Annotated in this window: 22 protein-coding genes and 3 pseudogenes; 14 read left to right on the plus strand and 11 right to left on the minus strand. The window is 33.3% G+C overall.

What is annotated here, in order from left to right:
* Positions 1–2: 2 nt before the first annotated feature.
* Positions 3–669 (minus strand): annotated as a pseudogene (locus ACH6CY_RS11190) (IS30 family transposase).
* 265 nt (positions 670–934) lie between these two features.
* Here ACH6CY_RS11190 and ACH6CY_RS11195 point away from each other — a divergent pair.
* Together ACH6CY_RS11195 and ACH6CY_RS11200 are read left to right on the plus strand one after the other, a co-directional pair.
* The gene (locus ACH6CY_RS11195) at positions 935–1,279 is read left to right on the plus strand and encodes a zinc ribbon domain-containing protein YjdM (protein WP_374067417.1); all 345 of its coding nucleotides are present in this window, start codon (positions 935–937) and stop codon (positions 1,277–1,279) included.
* A 516-nt stretch (positions 1,280–1,795) separates the two neighbouring features.
* Positions 1,796–2,716 carry a helix-turn-helix domain-containing protein gene (locus ACH6CY_RS11200; protein ID WP_374067418.1) on the plus strand — a complete coding sequence of 307 codons (921 nt, stop codon included), beginning with the start codon at positions 1,796–1,798 and terminating at the stop codon, positions 2,714–2,716.
* Between the two features lie 141 nt (positions 2,717–2,857).
* Here ACH6CY_RS11200 and ACH6CY_RS11205 read toward each other — a convergent pair whose 3' ends face one another.
* Positions 2,858–3,019, minus strand: coding sequence for a hypothetical protein (locus ACH6CY_RS11205; protein ID WP_374067419.1), 162 nt, complete (start codon positions 3,017–3,019; stop codon positions 2,858–2,860).
* A 121-nt stretch (positions 3,020–3,140) separates the two neighbouring features.
* On the opposite strand from ACH6CY_RS11205, the gene ACH6CY_RS11210 reads away from it, so the two are divergent.
* Both ACH6CY_RS11210 and ACH6CY_RS11215 read left to right on the plus strand, forming a co-directional pair.
* Entirely contained in the window at positions 3,141–4,646 is a 1,506-nt protein-coding gene (locus ACH6CY_RS11210; protein WP_374067420.1) for an NAD-dependent epimerase/dehydratase family protein, read from the plus strand.
* A gap of 24 nt (positions 4,647–4,670) precedes the next feature.
* Entirely contained in the window at positions 4,671–5,159 is a 489-nt protein-coding gene (locus ACH6CY_RS11215) for a hypothetical protein (protein ID WP_374067421.1), read from the plus strand.
* Positions 5,160–5,463: 304 nt separating this feature from the next.
* Here ACH6CY_RS11215 and ACH6CY_RS11220 read toward each other — a convergent pair whose 3' ends face one another.
* On the minus strand, positions 5,464–5,892 hold the full coding sequence (locus ACH6CY_RS11220; RefSeq protein ID WP_374067422.1) for a MarR family winged helix-turn-helix transcriptional regulator: 429 nt from the start codon (positions 5,890–5,892) through the stop codon (positions 5,464–5,466).
* A gap of 121 nt (positions 5,893–6,013) precedes the next feature.
* Here ACH6CY_RS11220 and ACH6CY_RS11225 point away from each other — a divergent pair, with 121 nt between their 5' ends.
* Positions 6,014–6,607, plus strand: a complete 594-nt coding sequence (locus ACH6CY_RS11225) for an NAD(P)H-dependent oxidoreductase (protein ID WP_374067423.1) — start codon at positions 6,014–6,016, stop codon at positions 6,605–6,607.
* 281 nt (positions 6,608–6,888) lie between these two features.
* Here ACH6CY_RS11225 and ACH6CY_RS11230 read toward each other — a convergent pair whose 3' ends face one another.
* Positions 6,889–8,880: a glycosyl hydrolase family 18 protein gene (locus ACH6CY_RS11230; RefSeq protein ID WP_374067424.1), complete on the minus strand. Its 1,992-nt coding sequence runs from the start codon at positions 8,878–8,880 to the stop codon at positions 6,889–6,891.
* A gap of 426 nt (positions 8,881–9,306) precedes the next feature.
* Positions 9,307–9,498 (minus strand): hypothetical protein, encoded by a 192-nt coding sequence (locus ACH6CY_RS11235; protein ID WP_374067425.1) that lies wholly within the window; start codon positions 9,496–9,498, stop codon positions 9,307–9,309.
* Between the two features lie 131 nt (positions 9,499–9,629).
* On the opposite strand from ACH6CY_RS11235, the gene ACH6CY_RS11240 reads away from it, so the two are divergent.
* Both ACH6CY_RS11240 and ACH6CY_RS11245 read left to right on the plus strand, forming a co-directional pair.
* Entirely contained in the window at positions 9,630–9,851 is a 222-nt protein-coding gene (locus ACH6CY_RS11240; RefSeq protein WP_483874864.1) for a DUF3781 domain-containing protein, read from the plus strand.
* Positions 9,852–10,444: 593 nt separating this feature from the next.
* Positions 10,445–11,494 (plus strand): serine hydrolase domain-containing protein, encoded by a 1,050-nt coding sequence (locus tag ACH6CY_RS11245; protein WP_374067427.1) that lies wholly within the window; start codon positions 10,445–10,447, stop codon positions 11,492–11,494.
* A gap of 238 nt (positions 11,495–11,732) precedes the next feature.
* Here the strand turns inward: ACH6CY_RS11245 and ACH6CY_RS11250 are convergent, their stop codons facing one another.
* Genes ACH6CY_RS11250 through ACH6CY_RS11260 form a run of 3 tightly spaced genes read right to left on the minus strand, consistent with a single transcriptional unit; the run spans position 11,733 to position 12,622 of the window.
* Positions 11,733–11,912, minus strand: a complete 180-nt coding sequence (locus tag ACH6CY_RS11250; protein WP_374067428.1) for a hypothetical protein — start codon at positions 11,910–11,912, stop codon at positions 11,733–11,735.
* Between the two features lie 2 nt (positions 11,913–11,914).
* Entirely contained in the window at positions 11,915–12,394 is a 480-nt protein-coding gene (locus ACH6CY_RS11255; protein ID WP_374067429.1) for a hypothetical protein, read from the minus strand.
* Between the two features lie 6 nt (positions 12,395–12,400).
* Positions 12,401–12,622, minus strand: coding sequence for a hypothetical protein (locus ACH6CY_RS11260; protein WP_374067430.1), 222 nt, complete (start codon positions 12,620–12,622; stop codon positions 12,401–12,403).
* A gap of 146 nt (positions 12,623–12,768) precedes the next feature.
* Here ACH6CY_RS11260 and ACH6CY_RS11265 point away from each other — a divergent pair.
* A pseudogene (locus tag ACH6CY_RS11265) lies at positions 12,769–13,077 on the plus strand (GNAT family N-acetyltransferase); the annotation flags it as partial.
* A 78-nt stretch (positions 13,078–13,155) separates the two neighbouring features.
* Positions 13,156–13,484: pseudogene (locus ACH6CY_RS11270) on the plus strand (dihydrofolate reductase family protein); the annotation flags it as partial.
* A gap of 145 nt (positions 13,485–13,629) precedes the next feature.
* On the opposite strand, the gene ACH6CY_RS11275 reads toward ACH6CY_RS11270, so the two are convergent.
* From ACH6CY_RS11275 to ACH6CY_RS11285, 3 genes are all read right to left on the minus strand, one after another.
* A complete protein-coding gene (locus tag ACH6CY_RS11275; RefSeq protein ID WP_374067431.1) occupies positions 13,630–14,826 on the minus strand; it encodes a serine hydrolase domain-containing protein in 1,197 nt (398 codons plus the stop codon).
* Positions 14,827–14,879: 53 nt separating this feature from the next.
* Positions 14,880–15,314: a MarR family winged helix-turn-helix transcriptional regulator gene (locus tag ACH6CY_RS11280; protein ID WP_374067432.1), complete on the minus strand. Its 435-nt coding sequence runs from the start codon at positions 15,312–15,314 to the stop codon at positions 14,880–14,882.
* Positions 15,315–16,544: 1,230 nt separating this feature from the next.
* Positions 16,545–17,504, minus strand: a complete 960-nt coding sequence (locus ACH6CY_RS11285; protein ID WP_374067444.1) for a lytic polysaccharide monooxygenase — start codon at positions 17,502–17,504, stop codon at positions 16,545–16,547.
* A gap of 705 nt (positions 17,505–18,209) precedes the next feature.
* Between ACH6CY_RS11285 and ACH6CY_RS11290 the strand changes: the two genes are divergently transcribed.
* Genes ACH6CY_RS11290 through ACH6CY_RS11310 form a run of 5 tightly spaced genes read left to right on the plus strand, consistent with a single transcriptional unit; the run spans position 18,210 to position 22,185 of the window.
* Positions 18,210–20,045 (plus strand): BglG family transcription antiterminator, encoded by a 1,836-nt coding sequence (locus tag ACH6CY_RS11290; protein WP_374067433.1) that lies wholly within the window; start codon positions 18,210–18,212, stop codon positions 20,043–20,045.
* A 2-nt stretch (positions 20,046–20,047) separates the two neighbouring features.
* A complete protein-coding gene (locus ACH6CY_RS11295; protein WP_374067434.1) occupies positions 20,048–21,172 on the plus strand; it encodes an amidohydrolase/deacetylase family metallohydrolase in 1,125 nt (374 codons plus the stop codon).
* A 3-nt stretch (positions 21,173–21,175) separates the two neighbouring features.
* Positions 21,176–21,505: a PRD domain-containing protein gene (locus tag ACH6CY_RS11300; RefSeq protein WP_374067435.1), complete on the plus strand. Its 330-nt coding sequence runs from the start codon at positions 21,176–21,178 to the stop codon at positions 21,503–21,505.
* A gap of 11 nt (positions 21,506–21,516) precedes the next feature.
* Positions 21,517–21,879, plus strand: a complete 363-nt coding sequence (locus tag ACH6CY_RS11305) for an SFCGS family glycine-rich protein (protein WP_374067445.1) — start codon at positions 21,517–21,519, stop codon at positions 21,877–21,879.
* Positions 21,880–21,885: 6 nt separating this feature from the next.
* Positions 21,886–22,185: a DUF4312 family protein gene (locus tag ACH6CY_RS11310; RefSeq protein ID WP_374067436.1), complete on the plus strand. Its 300-nt coding sequence runs from the start codon at positions 21,886–21,888 to the stop codon at positions 22,183–22,185.
* The last annotated feature ends 1 nt before the right edge of the window (position 22,186 follow it).

Here is a 22,186-nt window from a genome sequence, read left to right on the forward strand (position 1 = left end):
GCCTAGGCAACACGATCCACAAATTTCGCAAACGCTTCGCCTGGTGTCTGATAGTTTAATATTTTCCTGGGAAGTGTATTCATCCAGTTTTCAACATCTGCAATCTTTTCATCAGAGTATGAATGAATTGGCTGCCCTTTTTTGATAAACTTTCTTATAAGGCCATTGTGGCGCTCATTTGACCCTCGCTCCCACGAAGCATAAGGGTGGAAAAAATAGACATCCATTTGAATACCTTCCCCTTGCTCCGATAGTGCGCTGAATTCCGAGCCATTATCTAGGGATGTATTCGAATTTCTTGTGCCTATTGGCATAACCGACAACTGCATCAGGAGACCAGTGTTCTTCTAAAATCATCTTTTCCGCGAAAGCATTAAATTCCCACGCTTCCATCACTGTAGAATGATTTCCACAGTTTTTACGATTCTCCTCATAAACACGTGCTACAACATCAGGAAAGTATTTCTTATAGGGTATACGATTGGTATCAATTTGTTGGACAGTACCACAAGCCTTCTCACAAGAAGTTGTACTCACATCACGACCCAATCTCCTTGCAATTTCTCTTAGTGATAGACCTTTATCTAGATATGCAGCTATTTGCCCTCTTTCAATTTCTGTTAGATGTGTAAATTTACGTTCTTTCGTGTTAGAATGGTTCTGAGTCATCGTGAATTACCTCCGTATATTATTGTTTAGTCAACCTTAACTATACGTGGTTTCACGATGGCTTTCTATTTATTTAACTGTTGCATTTGATTTTACAATGAACCTGCGAAAAAAGAAAACACAAAAACATCTAACGAATTGTGTTCACATACAGTCGACGAGGATAATAAATTGTGTTCACATAGTAGTGACGACACATGTTGAGTGTGTGTGCTTGTTGGAGAAATAATAGTTCGTATTACAGAACAAAAAAGGAGAAAAAAATATGACTAATTTACCGAATTGTCCAAAATGCAACTCAGAATACACTTATGAAGATGGAGCGCTTCTAGTATGTCCCGAATGTGCTCATGAATGGACTCTATTAACAAACGAGGAAGAAGCAGATGCAGTAATCAAAGATTCAAATGGAAATGTACTAAATGATGGGGATCCAGTTATCGTGATTCGAGATTTAAAAGTAAAAGGCAGTTCTTCATCAATAAAAAAAGGGACCAAAGTAAAAAATATACGATTAGTACCTGACTCAGCAGATGGCCATAATATCGATTGCAAAATTGATGGTTTTGGTGCCATGAAATTAAAGTCGGAATTTGTGAAAAAAGCATAAAAGATAACTATAATTCTCTGTCTTATGGAATAAGTCTATTCAATATTAATTCAATCGTAAAATCAATGCAAATTAGGGCTGGATCCCATGTGATTTAGCCCTTTTCCTTGTGTCCAATATCTGTTCAATCCTTATTAGTATTAGATTCAGTCCTAACTTCGGAATGTACTTCAAAACCAATTTTGATTTGTTTCTTCAGCTAACCAAAGGGGTTTCCATCTCTATTCAGTTTGTTTCCTAACTGTAAATCATCCTCAACCAGAATGAGTGTATAATCACCACTTGTACCATATCCTCCATAACGAACCTAATAAAGAAATGAGTGCTTTGTAAAAGGAGCAAAACACATCAAAGAAATCCATAAGAGCGTTGTATAAATGATTCGGGTCGGCTTTTTAGTTGCCCCAATTTTACATTGATAAGCAATTGGAAATATTTTATAATTTATATTAAAGATCTGGACGTGGAAATTTAAATTCCAAGAATCACTACCACAAATAGGAAGAGGAGGTATTTATGAATTACTTTCAACTAATTCAAAGCTTCAACCAGCAATTGATTAAGAATATTAATGAAGATAATTCGATTGATGACTTGATTGCAGATCAATATATTTCAAAATATCACTTTTATAGAATATTTAAGGCTATAATGGGATTCTCAGTAGGAGATTACATCTTAAGGACTCGAATCTATTATGCGGCCAAGATGATTAGAGAAGAAAAAGAAGACATGTTAACGATAGCCATTCAATTTGGTTTTCAATCTCAAGAAGTGTTCACAAGAAATTTCAAGAAGTTATTAGGTGTAACCCCTTTAAAATCAAGAAAAATAGCCCTTGAAGATTTTGGTGCATTACATGCATTAAAACCAGTAAATCTTGATGCTGTTTTAATGGAAATAAAATCGAAGGATGGAAAAGTTACTATTGAGGAAAATGCAGTACATTTAGATACATGTTATTTTGTTGGTATGCAGTGGATATCAGATGAAGACAAAGTTCATACAATTCCTTCTAAAATGGAGAAGTTCGCTTCCTTGATTGAAGGTGTAACTTTTAACTTTGATGAAATCATTTATCGAATATGTCATATTATTGACAGCGATGCTCAACCAGCTACTTTTAACGAATTTATCGGAGTAGCTATCGATTTCCAAAGTTTTAATAATGATACTATTGATTTACCTATGGGCATGACACTTTTAGAAATGAGGGAAGGAAATTGGATTAAATACGCCCACAAAGGTGCTATTTTGGATAATTCTAAGGAACATATTGTAGACACTTACACCTACTATTGCAAACATCGGCTTGCATTTTCTTCATTCAGATTAACTAAGAGTCGCTTTTTTGAGGTGTATGATATGAAGTTTTTCTTTGGAATAAATCATCCAGAAACTCAAATAGATTTGTACTTTGAAGTAGAAAATGAATAATAATATGCGTCAAAATAAAATCTGATTTAGGTGATAAAATCTCGATTTTGACACTTAATTCAAAACAAACCTCTCTAACCTTTTTTTAAAGGGTTTAGAGAGGTTTGTTGTCTTTTGAAAAGTGAGTACTATTTTGCTTTTTTAGAAAGGTTTAAATTTTTTCGTTTTTTTAATCATGTTGATTTTATAATCCGTTCTGAAACCGAATAATTCATGTAATTGATCGGTTAGTTGAGTGCGTTCATAAAGTGTAATATAACGATCTCCTGATGCTTTCATCACAGCAATAGCAATATGCATCAAAATAAAACCTACTTTAGATGATAAAATACATTCATATAAAGTTGGAAAATATAAGTAAGTTGTTTTAGTTTAATAGATTTTTATTTTAGAAAAATAATTTATTTTATGGAAGGAGACTAAAATGAATAACTCATTACATGTTGTTTTAGGTGCATCAGGTGCAACTGGGCAAGCAGTTATTGAAGAATTAAAAAGACTAAGATTAAATATACGCGCAGTAACTCGTAATACTAAGGTAGAAGGTATAGAAACATTTAGTGCCAATCTATTAGATGAATCAGAGGCATTAACTGCAATCTCTGGCGCAACGCATGCCTACTTATGTGTTTCTTTAACCTCTTCGACTAAGGCTTGGAGTGAACAATGGCCAAAAGTTATGAAAAATGTAATTAATGCTTGTGAAAAGTCAAATACAAAACTTATTTTTATTGATAACACGTATATGTATGGACCTCAACCGTTTCTGAATCCGATTGATGAATCACATCCACAAAGACCAATACATCAAAAAGGTTTCATTAGAAAGAATATTGCGGATATGTTATTAAGAGCCCACGAAGAGAGAAGAATAAGCGCTGTAATTGGTCGATCAGCTGTTTTTTACGGAACAACATCTAATAGCATGATGTATATATTGTTCTTAGAGAATCTTTTGAAAGGTGAGGCACCGAAGACATTCGGAGATATAAATGTTAAACACAATTATGCTTTCGTTAGTGATAATGGGCGTGCATTAGTGAAATTAGCACTTGATGATAATGCTTATGGACAAGTTTGGCATCTGCCGACTTCTCGTCCTATAAGTTTAAATGAAGTAAATGCAATTTTTAACAAACTACTAGGAACTCAAGCGAAATTAAGTTGCATTCCTAAATATGTTGTTAGCATTATATCTATCTTTATGCCCTCTGTTAAGGAGATGAGAGATATGCTCAATACTTATGAGGCTGATTTTGTTTTGTCATCAAATCGATTTATGACTCGTTATCCAGATTTTCAAGTAACACCTATAGAAGAGGGGTTGACTGAAATGATTAATTATAATAGGAGGTATAGCAATGTGCACATCGATAAAACTAAAAAAAATAGTGAAATGATTTTAGGACAGAATTATGATTTTTATTATGGCCATGGTCTTATACTGACAAATAATCCGTATGTCAGTAAAGCAGCGTTAACAGAAGAAAGTTCAAAAGAAAATTTATTTACCGAAGAAAATAGAGGGGTTAAGTGGAAATCTAAATATGGAAGTGTAACTTTTAATCAATTTGGACGAGAGCTTCCAACGTGTGGCATTAACGAAGCTGGATTGAGTATAGCATCAATGTGGCATAACTCAGTTCAAAAGGAAATTATTGAATTGGAAAAACCTTTAATTTCGGAATTACAGTGGATACAAATGCAGCTAGATCTGTATGCCACTATTGATGAAGTCGAAATGGGTTTATCTCAATATGCCTATTCTGTATCTTTGTATCCTATGCATTATCATATAGTGGATAGAACAGGTAAATCAGCGATTGTTGAAATGATAAATGGGAAACTTCAGTTATTAAAGCATAAGGATATCACAGCTTGTGGTAATGCAGGAATAAATGAGTCTATTGAATACTTCAAAAGGCAGTAAATTAAAAGGCCTAAAGATATTCCGGTGGTAGAACCAATATTAGATCGTGTTACAAAGGCTATTGCAATGTCTAATGAATTCAATAAATCTGATATAGATAAAGATATCCGTTTAAAAGCATTCGAGATATTAGATTGCGTTTCATTGAGTATTGGAGTTAATGATTTATTTCGCTGGATTGGAAAGAGAATACCACCATCACGAACCTTTTTACAAATAGTGTTTGATTTGACAAATATGAAGGTCATCTTTAAGTCTTTGGCTAAAAAGAATAGTACTTATAGAGAATTGTCTATAAAAGATATAAATTTTTCAGAGGCAGAATCTGTACTTGTTTATGATGTTGAGCAATTAGGTGAAGGCTCTATTTTGAATCAAATGGAGACTTACACAAAAAAAGCAAATGAAAAAATAGTTAGGAAAACCTACATGCCAGTTATAAAAGATTTTCCTATTGAGATACAGGAGGAAATCATAGGTTTTCCAGAGTTGTATTTGAGTGAAAAAAAGTAAACAAAACCTAAATATTAGTAAGTAAAAGGAGCAAGTTTAAACGAATAGACGAGGAAATGAGAGTTTTTATTATGGGTGTGCAAAATTGCTTGGTAATAGGTTTAGAGAATTTAGCTGAATATAGAAATGTGGTTAATGTTTCCTTGGACTAATAGTTCGGGGGATTTTTTGCCCCCCGAGGTTTTAATTTAACATGAAAATGCAAATATTAGAGGTTTTTCTTACAGCAATAAGAGTTATAATAAACTTGTTAAAAATAACATACGAGTTATGATATGTTTCATCTTGGACCTTTCCAATTCACCTATCCAAAAAATTTAGTTTGTAGAATTTTAAATGCGTCTTGAATTTCTTTTAGCTCGGGCTCTGTCAAATTGTTAATTCGCTCTTGGAATTTTATTTCAAGCTGTTGAAACACTTTATTCATTAGCGCTGTTCCTTTTTCTGTAAGATGAATATCAAACTTGCGGCGATCGTTCGGATCAATAATTTTTTCGCATAGTTGGCATTGGATTAATTTTTTTAACTCACGGCTAGCATTAGGTAAAGATAAATGTAAGCATTCACTTATTTCACTTAGGGTTACAGGTTGGCTAACTTTAATGAGCTCTAATATTTTATATTGAACGGTAGTTATGTTTTCAATTCTAATTTCTTTTGTCATATCGTTTGTTACTTGATGTACAGATGCAGTAAAACGAACAAACTGTTGGAAAAACTCACCTTTGTCCATATGTATCACCTCATATACAAAGTATCAAATATATTATCAAAAAACAATTATCAATTGACAACTAAAACAAGTGCGTGTTACCATTTGGTTATCAAAAGATAACTAAATGAGAGGTGTTTTTATGAATGTTTTAATTGTATTTACCCATCCTAATCACCAAAGCTTAAGTTACTCATTTTTACAAGGGGTACTTCGAGGGTGTGAGGAAAATCATGTTATACAAAATGTGCAAGTTTTAGATTTATATGGTGAAAATTTTAATCCGGTCCTTACATTTGGAGAGAAAAAGAAGAGAAGAAACATGCATAAAGATCCAGAATTAGAAAAGTATCGTAATCAACTATCGTGGGCTGACAAGATTATTTTTATCTACCCAATATGGTGGGGAAGGCCTCCTGCTATGTTAATGGGATATATTGATAGAATGTTTGCTTCAGGATTTGCATATAAAGATAACGGTAAGATGTTACCAGACGGTTTGTTGAAGGGGAAATCAGTTGTATGTATTTCTGTAATGAAAGGTCCAACATTTTATCCGATGTTTTGGCTAAACAATGCTCATAAAATTTTAATGCGTAAGGCATTATTTCAATACGTAGGCATTAAAAAGGTAAAGTTTTTTGAGTTTGGGAATATGGAAAATCCAAAGGGGAAACATCTTGAGAAAATAGAAAAAGTATATAAATATGTTCAAAAAATGAATAGCATAGCTTAACATCAGAAAATTGCTAGTTAGCAAGAGTGAAATTAGGGAATATAGTGAGTGGAGGGGACGCACCTTCACGCAAAACGTCAGTATCATCATTTTATTAAAGTACATGTGGAGTGTCCTGCGTTGATGTCCAAGGTGGATAAATAAGTTTAGTTAAACAACTAATAAAAATGGAGATACAAATCATTTGCGATTTGTATCTCCATAAAGTGTTATATTATTGATTCTCTCCTGAAACCAAAACCGTTAGTTTAATAGGCTATTGTCTTTAATTTATTTAATAATTATTGATGTGCTCGCTCTCTTCTTTTGTGGTAGAAAAATGTGATAACCCCAATAAGAATAACTAACGCACCAATTGCTATATAGTTAAACATATTTGTTGCTGTATTTGGAAGCTTCAGACTATCACCGTTGGAACCGTTGTCATCTTTATCGTACACTATGCCTGCTTCGTCATTTTCTTCACTCTCATCGTTAGGGGAGCTGTCTTCATTATTCGTGTCTTTTCTCGCATCGTTGTTTGCTTCGTCATCATTGCCACCGTCAATGTTGGAATCAGCGTCTTCTTTACCATCGACTTTTCCATCTTTACCATTTCCATCACTGACGGAACCATTACCTGAATCTGTACCTGGATCATAGGCTTCTGCATTTACTATTACTTGAGCTACTTCCATTTCAGTTTTGAAATCAGCGTGAATTCCCGCAAGAGTATAAACATATTCATTACCCGGTTCTACTTCTTCAGAGTAACTAATTACGCCATCGACGATATCCTTTAATGCAAATTCAGTAACTTGTTTACCATCACGATATAAAATGTAACTTGAAACACCCTCCGTGCTTATATCTCCAAACTCAAGTGTCACCTTCGAAACTGTAGCAGTTTCGGATTTTTCTGTTATAACCTCCGCAACATACTGCTTCTTATCAGGTGTTGGCGGCTCATTTGAAACACCTAAACCATATGATACGGCTTTTAATAAATTCCAGGACTCATCGTCTGTGCCTAAATCCCAGATCATCATTCCACCAAGTCCTTTTTCTTTTACTAAACGCGTCTTTTCTGTTAGTGATTCAACATTATCAAATGAAACAAATACTCCTAAGTCTTCATTATATAAATAAGGAACTTTTGCTACATCATCCCAGTAATATTTATATCCTTCTTGATTTACAAGTGGTTTAATAATGTTGTATCCATCACTAGGTAAAACATCGGATTTACCAGCAGCACACTCTTGGTAAGCTCCGCGCTTAGGGTTATAGGCGCCATTATTATTTGCATTACACCCTTCCCAGACTTGCCCATAGAAGGGAACACCTAGTACTACTTTTTCAGGTGGAATTCCTCCCCATAAATACATATTTGATGCACTGTCAGCACTTCCACTATGCCAACCACGTAATTCTGCCTCTAAATCATCTAAATATACGGGAGCATTATGACCTGTTAAGCCGGACCATGTACCATTTGTGTCATAGGTCATAATTGCTGCATAATCAACAATTTCACCAATTGCTTTTAAATCATTATTTGTGTCAAATGTCCATGTTTGAGCACCTGCAATCGTTACTAAATAATGCTGACCGTCCTCTTTGCCAGCAACATCAAATGCATCACGAACTGTTTGCAATAATTTCACATAATTTTCACCGTCTTCGGGTCTAATTGCGTTCCCAGGATGTCCCTCAGCACCAGGCCACTCCCAGTCTATATCTAAACCATCCATATTAAATTTACGGACAAAATCTACTGCTGATTGAGCAAATACTTTTCTTGCCTCTACATCTGCAGCAACATCAGATAAGTTATGTGATAATGTCCATCCTCCAACTGATAACAATGTTTTTAAGTTTGGATTTTTATTTTTTAATGCTTCTACTTTAGGAAGTTCTTCTAAATCTGTTTCCGGATCATACAAGACAATTGTTCCATTCGGTAATTCCTTGTTTTCCTTACCATCTAAATCAGTACATGCCCAGACTTTTTGTTCACCTGCAGGAATTTCTTCATTCGCCGGATTTCCGTGCTCACCATTCCAGCAAATATCGCCAAAGGAATAGTTAAGATGCGTAATTTTATTGGCATCTAAATTTTTAGGTGGTGCCCAGGATGCATAGTAACCTAATACTACTTTTTCACTACCGTTAGCTGCAAAAACTGTTTTTCCTGATACTAAGTATGACAAAATCAATGAAACGACTAGTAGAATACTAAATATTAATCCTATTAAACTTTTTCTTTGTCTAGTTAATGTAAACGTATTCATTTTTCCTCCTAATTATCTTATTAATTAATAGTTTTTTTGCCTTCCCTAATTCCATTAAATATAAAACTATATTATGGAAAATGATTAGCCATGCTTGAGTACAAGTCTATGATGTATAGAAACTAAATCTTAAATATCTTAAACAAAAATTACCCCTTTACATTTGCCTTTCCTCTAAACCCCTCCTTTTTCTTAAGATGAAAAATACTTCCTTAATATAGTATTTCTCTAGATATTCACTAAATTCCTGCTATATTTGCATTTTTTTTAGAGAAATTACAAATTAAGTGAATTTGATATAATTCTATCCGAATTTTGTTTTGAGTTCTTTTGTCTTACTACTGAACACTTTGCAAAATGATTTTACTTTTAAGACGTATTTCTTTTACACTACAGAATCACAATTGACATTTGGATAGATTACACTTAATTAGACAGATTCGCTAGAGCAATATAAGTTTGATTCAACAAGTGTCGTATGATAATGGCGTCGCTGCAGCAATGTTTAAAACAGAATTCGTTACCGGTACCGTTTTGTGTTGACTGTCCATTTATATCTGTTTCAATATTATCGGTTATCTCTTTTAACCGTTCTTTATGGTTTTGTTTTTCTTTCATAGAGGCGTACCCCCTTCAAAATGTACATGTGGTTGTTTCTTTCTTTTTTGAAAGTATGGTAAAATTGGAGATAGAAAATAAACGTCCGATAGAAAGTTGGAAAATATGCTATGAATCATTTGATTTTGAACTTGGATAAACTGCATACTACTGAAATGGGTGTTGATAGAATAAAACGAAATCTTCATCTTGATGTACCCGATGTGGTAAAGTGGTGCTATGAAAAAATAAAAAGTGTAGATGCTATAATAGAGCGAAAAGTAAAGAATTGGTATGTCCTTGTTGATGGTTGTAAGATAACTGTTAATGCTCATAGCTACACCATTATTACTGCACACAAAGTTACAAAATAGGAAAACAGGCATCAATGAACTTTCCCCAATTGTTAGACATACCTAACAATTGGGGGAGGTTCATTTTTTATACCTACTTAGATCTATTCATGACAACATGTTGTCATGGATAGATTGTTATACTTTTAGTATTATTGATGGAGGGGAGATTTTAAATGAATGTAGGTGTTTTAGGGACTGATTTTAGTATCTACCATGAACGAAATAGATAAGAATCTTGATGTGATAATTCTATCATGATTTTTGTTAGGGATAGGGACAAGTTAACTCGAATTAAAAAAGAGTTCGATCTTGAGATTGCAGATAGTGTAAGTGAAATGATGAATAATACAAATATTGATTTAGGTAATGTGTGTGTTCTAAGTAAAAAGCATGTGATTGAGCTATAGAAGAATGGAAAACATGTTTTAATGCTGTAGTAAAGATATTACTACGAGGTTAAGTTTTAGAGCAGCAAGTGAGTCATTAAATCTTTCAATTAAAATTAAAGAACAAATTATAAAGAGAATATAAAATAACAATAAGCCCCAATAAAGAATGTGCGTTTCTATAAGACATTAGTGTGTTAATTAGTTAAATTTGAGGTGGTTAATATGATTTTTAAAAATATCAACATTGAAGAAAGAATGGAACATGATAATGTCAAGGGTTTAAGTATTGTATTAATTGAAAACGGTCAAATTAGTAGAACAAAAAATTACGGATATCTAGAAGTTAAAAGCAATAGAGAAGTAAAAGAGACTTCTATTTTTAGTGCGTGTTCCATTAGCAAATTTTTAACTGGAGTAACGGCTATCAAGCTTATAAAGAGAGGGCTTCTTGACTTGGATAAAAATGTAAATGAAAGGCTTGCGACTTGGAAAATACCAGAAAATGAATTTACAATTAATAAAAAAGTTACGGTCCGAAACTTGCTTAGTCATCAATCTGGAATTAAGGATCCTGAAGGAAGTTTCTCTGAACTAAATTCAGATATAGGTGTTCCTTCAATGGTTGAACTGTTAGAGGGAAAAACTCTTTATTGTAAGAATCCTATTGAAGTACAGTGCGAACCAGAGAGTGAATTCGATTATTCAGATGCAGGTTTTTGTATTATTCAACAACTAATTGAAGATGTGACAGAAAAACCTTTTTATCAAGTGGTGGATAAGTTGATCTTTAGACCATTAGGTATGGAGAATAGCTATTTAAACACAACAATGTTAAAGATGGATAACAAGAACTTCTCTTGTGGTCATAACAAAAATGGTAAATTAGTAGATGGGAAATATCCTATATACCCCTATCCAGCAGCCGCGGGATTATGGGCGACTTCATTAGATTTAGCTACATTAGTTGTTGAACTATTGAACGCTTTTAAAGGAGAAAGTAAAATTGGCATTTCAGAAAGTTTAGCAAAAGAAATGATAACTCCTCAAAGAGGAAAAAATTGGGCTGGGTTAGGTGTGTTTTTAGACGGTTCTGGTAGAGAGTTAGAAATTTCATCTATGGGTTGGGGAGTTGGTTTCCAATGTATGTTGTTTGCATTGCCACACTTAGAAAAAGGTGCCGTAATTATGACGAATGCAGAATTAGGTGTTCATCAATTGAAGGGGATAATAGGAGAAATATATAGATCTCTTTCAAAATGCATGTTGAGTTGATAGAAGGACTTTTCTATAGAGGGGTTGACAAAATAGTTATAATTTAAAGAATGTTTGTTTATTATCGAAGAGACTAATCATTGATTTTATATAGTTAGTCTCTTTTTGAGATTGTTAGGATGTGCTGAGTCATGAAAATGTTTTTTGACTAAATCCCTATTATCTGTTGAAATTAACCAATCATGTTTTAAGCATATTTAATCAACATCTTAACATCAAAAACACAATAAATAATAACTCATTTTTTGAACAAAAGTTTAATTCCAATTGCAGCAAAGATTAGTGCCAAAGCAGTAAATCTTATTGTGTTTACTATGCCTGTTGAATCAACAGTATCAGGGTCTGGAAAAATAAAGTTTGGTAAAATCAATAATATAATTACTGAAAAAATAATAATAACTACTCCATAGATTCTCATAATTACCACCAAACATGAGAGGTTTTACCTCTTCCTAACCCTTTAGTAAAAGCATAGTGTGAGCTGAAAGTTTTATATTTTATTCCAGGGGCATTTTCAACCATAACTTGTCCATTTTTTTTGGTATAACCATTTTGAGCATATCCTTGTGTATTAGTTCTTACAAATGCTCTTGTTTTAACGGTTTTAATTTTTTTACCTGAACCATTACTATAAACATCAAATGTATACTCGTTGACATATCCCCAAATAGCAGATGTGAAATATGCATGACTAGCTTTTATGTTTGTTCCCACAATTTTCTCATTTGAAGGACCACTTTTGGTTATTGATGTACTATAACTAAAGTTATTAGTAAGTTTGATACCATGCACTTTAGTGTTTACTCCAAATGAGAAAGAAATTGATTTAGTTTTTGAGTTTACTTTGTCCACGTATTTTGTTTCAGCAATTTTATTAGAGGTTAACTTTGTTGTCTTCACTAATTTCTAATTAAAACCAGTAACGCTTCTAACTTCTGGCTTAATACTATTTTCCATAGCAATTTGATTTTCTATTTCTTGTTCTTGTTGTGAAATTTCTGCAGAGGTTGGCTTGTCTTCATAAACTAAATACCTATTATCAATTATTTCATCTGCATGTGTAATAGGAATAAACATATTTAAAGCAATACAAATTGTCACTAAAAATGTTATCACTATCTTTTTCACTATTTCCTCTCCCTTTATTATGAAAACATTACTACATTATGAGAAGAAATACAATAATTATAAAATACTTCAAAAGCATCAAATATAACAAAGAAATAATTCGAAAAAGCGGTATAGTTTTGAGCTTTTTTTCAGTTGATGCCTGAGTAATTGGGGACTTATCTGTATGGTGTACAGAAATGAAAGATACTGTCGAGATTGGTTATAGCTTTTCTACTGAGGCTAGGGGACAAGGCTATGCAACAGAAGCTGTGAGTAGCTTAGTTATGAAGTTATTTTCTGAATTTAATGTACATCGTATACAAGCTAATTTGGATGCTAGAAATGAAGCATCACAAAAATTATGTGAACGAATAGGGATGAGAAGAGAAGCGCATTTCATTCAAGATTTTTGGAATAAAGGAGAATGGACAGACAGTATAGTGTATGGAATGTTATTTTCTGATTTAAATTAAAGTAGTTTATTTAAGCTGAGTATGCAAATTAATAGAGTAGTAGATAATTATTGTTTACTACTTTTTTTATGCCTGTTTTATGAAAAAATGAAGTATTATATTTTTTCAAACACGATGGAATTTGAATCAAGCGATAGAGTAGAGTTAATTAAAAAGGATGAAATAGGTTTTATCCGGAATTTGAAAATGGGGGGAAACGGTAAAACATGGCTCTGTGAAGGAGGTGAACTGGCTGGATCATTGATCAATTAGTCTTAAAAATTAACCCTTTAATGATAGGATCAGGTATACCTCTATTTGGCAGTGTAGAACCGCATTTCCATCTGGAGTTAGTAGACATGAAGCAATATTCAAGTAGGTTTTTTAAACCAACCTATAATATTATATATTCTGAGCACATAGATTGAAAATGAAATTAAACTTATTTCACAAATGACGCAATTGTTTTGAGACATGCTTATTAAAACACTTATTCTGAGAATTGTTCAATTTAACTTGACGGTTACATCTTTATTAGATCGTCATACAGGTGCAACTTTTTTGACTATATTATTAATTGACTTTTTTATAAGGTATTTTAACACCTTCATCGATAAACAATTGATTCTCAACATCTACATAGCTCATCGTATTGCGCACCCAATAATATAACGCATCTATTTTATAAAGTGGTACAGATAGCTGATGTTCAAATAAAATCATAAATTGTTTATCTTTTATGATCGTAAATCTTGTACTAAGTTCATCTGCTAATTCATATTGACCTGTAATATCATCCTCATTAGAGAGCGATAAAATATCTATATACTTTGGTATTTCTACAGAATATTGCATTCCCATTAAATAATTGATAATTTCTTGTTCATATTGCGGAAACACTTCTTGATTCGTTGCTAATACAACAATATCTTTTGTGGAGGTATGAATAAAAGCTTGTGCTGAACAACCAATCCACCCTCCTGTATGACCAACCCAGTTATCTTGAATCATAAAACCGTAACTATAATACTCAGTAGCTTCTGTTGGTGTTATCATGGATTGTACGATTTCTTTGCTTATGTACTGACCTTGCAAAAAAGCATGCAAAAACTTTGCAACATCTGCAACTGTTGCATAAATACCTCCGTCACCATACATATTATTATATTTTTCAAATTTACTTAAATATGAGGCATTAGCTGCCTTTTTATATCGTTGTTCCTCAAAATCATACGTATGATTTTGGGCTTTACATTGTTTTGTAGGCATTGTTGTTGTACTAGTGAGATGTGCTGGTTTTGCAATATATTGTTGTAAATATTGTTCATACGATGAGCCAGTGACTTTTTCAATAATTTTTGCAAGTAAAACATAATTGGTATTACTATAAGACCAATGCTCATTTGGCGTATATTGCGGCAATGATGCTTCGACAAATGTTTCAACACTAATTGTAAAATCTTCTGAAATATATTCTGGGATACCAGATGTGTGTGTAAGTAAGTGTGCAACTGTCACATTTGTGAAATGAGGAACGTTAAACCAATTTGTTATTTTATCTTCTAATTGTAGCTGACCGCTTTCAATTAGCTGAAAAATCATTACCGCTGTATACATTTTACTCAACGACGCAAGATTAAATTGTGTATGTTCAGTAATAAGATGTTGCTCTGAGATATTTTGATAACCAAGATAATACTGCTTCATTCGTCCGTGTTTTTCACAATACACTGCGCCATTAAAAAAAATATTTTTAAGTAAATCTCTCACTTATTAACCCCCTTAACAAATAAGATATCTAACATATTGAGCATGAAGGAATTTTATAATTCCTTGACTGCGACCTTCCTCAATTTTTCAACAATTTGTTCCAATTTGTCTAACTCATTTGACGAAAGCTTGCTGTAAATTTTATCTGCAATTTGCTGTTCAACATAATCTTGCTTAGAAAAATACTCCAATCCATTTTGGTCTAATGTGATTAATACTTCACGTCGGTTTTGTAGATTAATTTCTCGTTTAATATACTTGTTATGCTCTAATTTTGCTATTAATTGGCTAACTGCACTAGAGCTAATACTCATTTCAATTGCAATTTCACCAACCGTAATGCGCTTTGATAAGTATACAATATCTAATACAACCGCTTGCTGTGTTGTAATGCCACTATTTAAATAATGCTTATAATGTTTGTATATCAAACGGTTTATGGTATATTCTGCTTCATTAATACGTTTAACCTGTTCATGTAAAGACAAAAAATCACCTACTAATATGTTAGATGTCTAATATGTTAGTAGGTGATTTGTCAAATGTCAATCTTATATGAAAAACAGTTCTAACTTTAGGCACGGGCACTAATCATATAGGATGTCATGCGTTTGTAGATACCTTATTGATTATTAGTACATAGTATATTATTTTGTCTATATTTGAGAGGCGATAATCAGAAAGTTGATAATAACATAGTTATGAAAGCTGGAATATGTATTGAATGTGTCGCAAAAGGATCGAATGGATTTTCATACTATGGGCTATTTGGTTTTCCTTTTGTATGGGAGCATAACGATCCAAAATGATATGCTTTGCACTTTTGGTTGGTTTGATGCTATATGATACAACATCCTTCGAATTATATTACAGAAGGATAAAATCATTTGGTTAAACTTTTTATTGGCACTTATGCTAATGATTGGGGATGTAGCATATATTCTTAAAAAGAATCGAGAGGGGGTAAAATCAGTAGGGAAAATATTAAATTCAATTCCCAATTCCTAAAGAAAACGCGAACTGAGATTGTGGCTGATAATAATTGTAGAGGTATATCTACGATGAAGAAACAGTGCAATCGAAAATAATAAAAGATGGAAAGACAAAATTAGAAATGAACTTAGATGAATATAAGATATACGTAAAAGAATGAACGAAGCACTTAGCGTTGTAACTTCAACGTGGTGAATCGTATTCCAAGTAGTTGAACATTTACAAAGACACTTCAAAATGCCTAGATAAATAGTTAATATAAATCGGTCTCATCTTCAAATGATGAAATAGCATTTTTATTAAATCTACTTTAATCCTTTTTGTGAAAGTATTCCCTAAATCCCAAAAGGTTTGCGGTGTCTATCTCCATTCCTTTTGGGGATTATTATAATCTTTAACACATGTGTATGTAATAGTATGTGTTAAAGATTTGATGAATAAGGGTAACGGAAGTTTAATATAATAAATTTTTTCAGTGATTTTGGAAGCTACCAATCCTGTGAAATATTATTTTTACTGGAAAGATAACAGAGAGAAAAATGAAATAGAATTTAGTTGATAGAAAGGCTGAAGACGTGTCATAGTTTGTATGAAATGATAATTTACTAGTAAAAAAAAGGGCCTCTATCATAAAATGTATGCTTACTAGGGCAAATACATATAGAAAGAGGCCTTCTTATGAAACGTATGATAATAAGAATCTATTACTTAGAGATTTTCTTTATTTATGAAAGCTGCCAAACATCAGCAACTCCTGGTGTATCTCCTTCTGTCCACCATTTTGCTTGATATGTTTTACCATCATATAAAATTAAATCACCATTTTTATAGACAGTATTTGCATTCCAGTCTAATATTTTCTCATTTCCTTCCGAAATAGGAGACCAAACGCTAGCTTCTCCTGGTGTATCTCCCTGTGTCCACCATTTTGCTTGGTATGTTTTACCGTTATACGTTACTCTATCTTTTCCTTGATAAACTTTTGTTGCATCCCAAGCTGGTTCTTGCTCACCTGGATTACTTGGTTCACCTGGGTTCTCTGGCTCGCCTGGATTACTTGGTTCGCCTGGGTTCTCTGGCTCACCCGGATTACTTGGTTCACCTGGGTTCTCTGGCTCACCCGGATTACCTGGCTCGATAAATCCACCATCAAAATTGGCATCGATCACTTGGTAAAAAGCGTTAGCAGTATCAGCAACTTCCCAATAAGCTAGGATAACATGGTACCCAGTACGTTGAGGGACAACACAATCGTGTGATACGTTAAAATCAGGTCGTTTTCCACCGTCATTAACAGAACAAAATAGTTCAAGATCAGATCTCTTTAATGGCTGATTAGGATCCCAATTTTCTTTCGTAATATAATAATCCCAATTTTCAGTAGCGTGTGCTGCTGTCAATTTCCAGTTAAAAGTGTAAGCACCACTCGACATTGGAACTTTTGCCCAACGATTCTCGCTTTGTTCATCTAGTTTTGGAAAAACGCCTCCACCACTAGCGATTTGTCCATCAGCTACACCAGCTTCAGGGAAATTACCAGGACCTTCAACACTTTGTGGTTCATAAGTAACTCCACCACAATCATTGTTAATTCCTTGTTGACATAAAACAGATCTACTTTCTGGACTATTTACATAGCCATGTGCAGATACTTTCATACTAAATCCGAAAGAAAGTGCCATCATTACTGCTAAAATACTAAAAAATAGATAAATAGGTTTAAACTTCATTGTCTGTAGTTCCAACTAAATCATCCTTTCAATTTTAAATACTATTCACATGCAGTATAGTCGTAGTTGCTCTCTTTTCTCCCTTCAATAGTTATTATAACGTTATAATTTTTATAACATTATAGTGTTATTTTATTTAAAGTAATTATAAAAGTAAAGGGCAAAAATATTCATTGTTTAAAAGTGGTAACTAGACATAAAGTCACAATAATTCCTAATAGAGTTAAAATATTTACAATAATTGCAACGTAATTTGCTATGAAAATTATTATATTATAGTACTTCATCGTTGTTTAAATAAAACGAATCGTCATCTACAGCTCAAGATACATCAAAACTTGACAACAGAAATGCGCTGGTTATATAAATGATCATGATGGTAGTCTTATTATTTACGTTATAGAGGGTAAAATTAGAATGAGGTAGTGTTATCCTCATTTTCCTATCTTTTTTATTAAACGACTGCTTGCTTTAGCAGGTAGTTGTTTAATTTTTTCCCGTTTAATACCGAGTTTTCTATTATTAATGAATGACTGCAACAATGATCCTCTTCCTAATCCTTCACTCCTGTTAATTTCCCTATCTTAGTGAACTAAATTGGTCTGTATCACACAAATGAATCATCCTATAATATACTTAAGACTTGAGGGAGTGAGTCTTTTGTTAACAAAACGACAAAAAGAAATCGTTACCATTTTTATTAATGAGGATAATCCAATTCTTATTAAGGACTTAGCTTGTAAGTTTTCAGTATCTATTAGGACGATAAAGTCAGATATTAAGAAACTTAAGTCATGGTTAGAGACGAGAAACATCACCGTTTATTCTAAACCAAACAAAGGAGTGTGGCTGGGCGAACTTGAGGAAAAGGAAAAGCTTGAAGTACATCAAAAAATATTGATGGAGCCTGTAGATGATGATATTTGGGGTGTGGAAGGAAGGGTAAAACGCATTATTTTATTATTAAGCCTACATCCTGATAAGTACATTACTGCAGATTATCTAGCTAATCAATTATTAGTCAGTATAAACACAGTTTACAAAGATATAAAGAGAGTCGATAAATTACTCGATGAGAATGACTTGCATTTATCAAGATATCCAAGAAAAGGGTATGCCATGATTGGTAGTGAAGTAGATATCCGTCAATATACAGAATCTTTATTGACTCGTACGATCATGATCGATGAGCAAAGAAAAAAGGATAGTTATAAGCATCTCAAAAGTGATTTATTAGAATTGTCAAATGACATGAGCTATACAGTAGAGTTGGTCAGTGAGGAACTCAGCAGATATGACGACAATAATATTGGGTACAAACCAACAACGATTGAATATTTAACGTTATTTATTCGCTTATTTATTGCTTTATCTAGGATACGAAAAGGAAATCGAATACAAAATAAGGGGCAAAAATGGAACGGCTATATGGACCTTTCTTGTACAAAGTTTTCGTCTTATGCATATAACGTTACCGAAAATGTTTTTCAAACTGCTGGCTGTGAGGTCGATACATCAGAATTCCATTATATATATCGTAATGCACTTCATAACAATGAAGTGGACAGTGTTATCGAATTAACCAATAATATTATTAGCTATGTTAGCGAGAATCTATCTATACCGTTTTATGAAGATAGTAAGTTACATAGTAATTTACTTGTACATCTATCCAGCCGTTTTACTGAAGAACATGCAGTGTTATTAGAAAAAAATCCATTTATGGAATCTTTAAAGGCTGATCATCCGTTGTTAGTTCAATATGTAAGGAATGCTTGTGAGAAGTATTTATTTGGAAGGCAAAACGTACCCAGTGAAATGATTAGTTCATTTATTGCACTTCACTTTCTCGTGTCATTAGAAACGACATTTTCTTATTCGAAACTTTTGAAAGCGCTCTATGTTTGTGCTAGCGGACGAGGTGTGGCAAGAGTCGTCAAGAATCGTCTCGAAAAGGAGATTCCTCAAGTAAGAGTTGTGCAGTATTGTGGGATGGATGAGGTTGAAGAAGTTATTCATAAGCAAAAGTTTGACTTAGTCATAAGCGTTTTTCCAATTCATATCGATATACCGACTGTTTGGGTTGAATCCGTTCCAACACAAAAGAATATTGAAGAAGTAAAGAAACAAGTGTTTAAATTATCGGGTGGCGAATATATACCAGTTTATAGCGCAGCTCCTAGTTCAGAAGAATCGAATGATCCGGAAGTGATATCTAGAGATATCATTATTAAATCGATGGAATTATACGTTTCACTAAAAGAAGCATTTAAAGGAAGAATTAAAGAAAGAATGGAAGATGCATTTTTAATGCACATCTTTTTTATGGTACACCGTTTACGTTTCGGCATGGAATATGATTATCTTGTGAATACATCATTTAGTAGAACAGATGATTACCATAAGATAGATGAATTATTTTGTAAGTATAATATTAATGCGAGTCCAGATGAAAAAAAAGCAATCCTATTCTATATCGAAAAAGGAGAAAAGTAAAGATGAGTGAAGTTATAGCAATAATGAATGGCCAAGTCTTTGATGTGAATAAGAAAGTATTTAAAAGTGATACTGTCTATATTCAAGATGGAAAGATTATTTCGAAACAAGACATTGGTCCGAATGATGTTGTATCACAATGGGATATGGCAGGAAAGTATGTTGCTCCCGGTTTCATTGACTTGCATGTTCATGTTTTTGAAAACCACGCGAAGATTGGAATAAATGCTGATAAGGTTGGGATTGAGCAAGGAGTTACTACGATTGTTGATGCTGGAAGTACGGGATCGAACGATTTTGTTAAGTTCAAGGAAGATATTATTCGTAACAGTGTTACGGAGGTACTGACTTTTTTAAATGTTTCTAGCTCTGGTCTTGTTGGAGGGTTAAAGGAGTTAAATACACTAGATAAGTTGATGGAAACTGAAGTATGGGAAGAAATTTATAAAAATGAACAATCGATTGTCGGCTTGAAGGCAAGAATGAGTCAATCAATTGTAGGGGATCAAGGGATTAAGCCTTTAGAATATGCACGCAAACTGGCAGATCAAACTGATGTACCGATTATGGTTCATATTGGATCACCTCCACCTCCTCTAACGGAAATTCTTCCATTATTGAAGCATGGGGATATCGTTACTCACGCTTTTCATGGGAAAAAGGGTGGGATTTTAGATGAAGAAGGTAATTTAATCAAAGAGGCAAGTGATGCATTAGCACGTGGTGTGAAATTAGATGTTGGTCATGGGACAGCAAGTTTTTCTTATGAAACGATTAAAAGGTTTAAAGAAAAATATGAGTATCCATTCACGATTAGCACAGATGTATATGATGAAAATTTTGAAAAGCCGGTAGGTAGCTTAATGGATACGATGAGTAAACTATTAGCCATTGGCTATAGTTTAGAGCAATTAGTAGAATCAGTAACAATTTTCCCGGCTACAATTCTATCATTAGCACATCATGGCTCATTGAAACGAGGGAGCAATGCGGATATTACAATTTTTGAAATAGATCATGACCCTGTGGATTTATACGATTCACACGGTGAAGTAATGACGGTAACTGAGCATTTAGTACCTTATGCAACATGGAAAAATGGAAAATTAGTATTTAACAGGGAGTAAATTATGGAATATCTAGATATGGATCAGTATTATCAGGACAGTGGTAGACCGGAATTGTGTGAGAAACTTTTCATAGAATCCTTAAACTATATAAAAGAAAAGGGATACACGATTGAATTGTATCAAAAGAAAGCATTACTAAATCATTTAACAGAGATGATCAAACGAGATAATGTTCATAAACAGATAACTATTGAAGATAAACAAATTTTTAGTGAGATTGCAAGTGACTCTATCAAAATAGCTAAGCGTATTGTTGATCAATTAAAAAACATCTCAGACGAGGAGTCTTATTTATTAGCAGTTCATTTTGAGGTAGTTAAATTAAATTAATTGAAGGAGAGATTTTTATGGTAAAAGTTGTTATTGCAGACAGGTTAGGTAAAGGTCAAAATGTTGCTCGCGGAGTGGTTGCTGCAGGAGGAGAGGGAATTGTTGTGCCAGGTATTGGAGCGGATATGAAGCTCGGTGATGAAATGAACAAGGTGAATGCAGATATTGGTATATCATTTTGTGGCAGTGGTGGTGCCGGTGCGATTACTGCACAAACAAAATACGGATATAAAGCGAAACATGGCATGCGGTCAATTGATGAGGGGGTCACTGCTATTCGAGAGGGATATAAAGTCCTTGGATTCGGTTTTAATGATGTTGAAGAGTTAGGTAAGCGAATTGTTGAAGCTTATAAACAACAGTATGGAGAGTAATGATTCATGATGGAAACTAAAGAAACGATAGTAACTGTATCAGGTAAAGGCAATACAAAAGAAGAGGCAGTTTCTCAGGCTTTGAGTACCATTCAAAAGAAGCTATTTGCAGATTTAGATCAACTAATTATTAAAGCAGAACCTGTGGAAATCGAAGTGGTCGAAACAAGTGTTGAAGAGTATACAGAGAGATTTATGTTCTTCTTTTTGCCGAGAAAAAAGATGAAATGTGTTGTTACGTTAAATGTTCATGTAAGTTTAAAAACATTAGATGTTAATCAAATGAACTGGACGAAAAAGAAATAAT

This window comes from Paraliobacillus sp. JSM ZJ581 (assembly GCF_044383835.1).
In the GTDB taxonomy this organism is placed as follows: domain Bacteria; phylum Bacillota; class Bacilli; order Bacillales; family Amphibacillaceae; genus Paraliobacillus.

Bases quoted from the DNA above. Each gene is read 5' to 3' on its own strand.
- ACH6CY_RS11300 (WP_374067435.1), top strand. From the start codon at position 21,176: ATGGAATATCTAGATATGGATCAGTATTATCAGGACAGTGGTAGACCG.
- ACH6CY_RS11210 (WP_374067420.1), top strand. From the start codon at position 3,141: ATGAATAACTCATTACATGTTGTTTTAGGTGCATCAGGTGCAACTGGG.
- ACH6CY_RS11200 (WP_374067418.1), top strand. From the start codon at position 1,796: ATGAATTACTTTCAACTAATTCAAAGCTTCAACCAGCAATTGATTAAG.
- ACH6CY_RS11250 (WP_374067428.1), bottom strand. From the start codon at position 11,912: ATGAGAATCTATGGAGTAGTTATTATTATTTTTTCAGTAATTATATTA.
- ACH6CY_RS11245 (WP_374067427.1), top strand. From the start codon at position 10,445: ATGATTTTTAAAAATATCAACATTGAAGAAAGAATGGAACATGATAAT.
- ACH6CY_RS11220 (WP_374067422.1), bottom strand. From the start codon at position 5,892: ATGGACAAAGGTGAGTTTTTCCAACAGTTTGTTCGTTTTACTGCATCT.
- ACH6CY_RS11310 (WP_374067436.1), top strand. From the start codon at position 21,886: ATGATGGAAACTAAAGAAACGATAGTAACTGTATCAGGTAAAGGCAAT.
- ACH6CY_RS11235 (WP_374067425.1), bottom strand. From the start codon at position 9,498: ATGAAAGAAAAACAAAACCATAAAGAACGGTTAAAAGAGATAACCGAT.
- ACH6CY_RS11195 (WP_374067417.1), top strand. From the start codon at position 935: ATGACTAATTTACCGAATTGTCCAAAATGCAACTCAGAATACACTTAT.
- ACH6CY_RS11285 (WP_374067444.1), bottom strand. From the start codon at position 17,504: ATGATGGCACTTTCTTTCGGATTTAGTATGAAAGTATCTGCACATGGC.
- ACH6CY_RS11230 (WP_374067424.1), bottom strand. From the start codon at position 8,880: ATGAATACGTTTACATTAACTAGACAAAGAAAAAGTTTAATAGGATTA.
- ACH6CY_RS11225 (WP_374067423.1), top strand. From the start codon at position 6,014: ATGAATGTTTTAATTGTATTTACCCATCCTAATCACCAAAGCTTAAGT.
- ACH6CY_RS11295 (WP_374067434.1), top strand. From the start codon at position 20,048: ATGAGTGAAGTTATAGCAATAATGAATGGCCAAGTCTTTGATGTGAAT.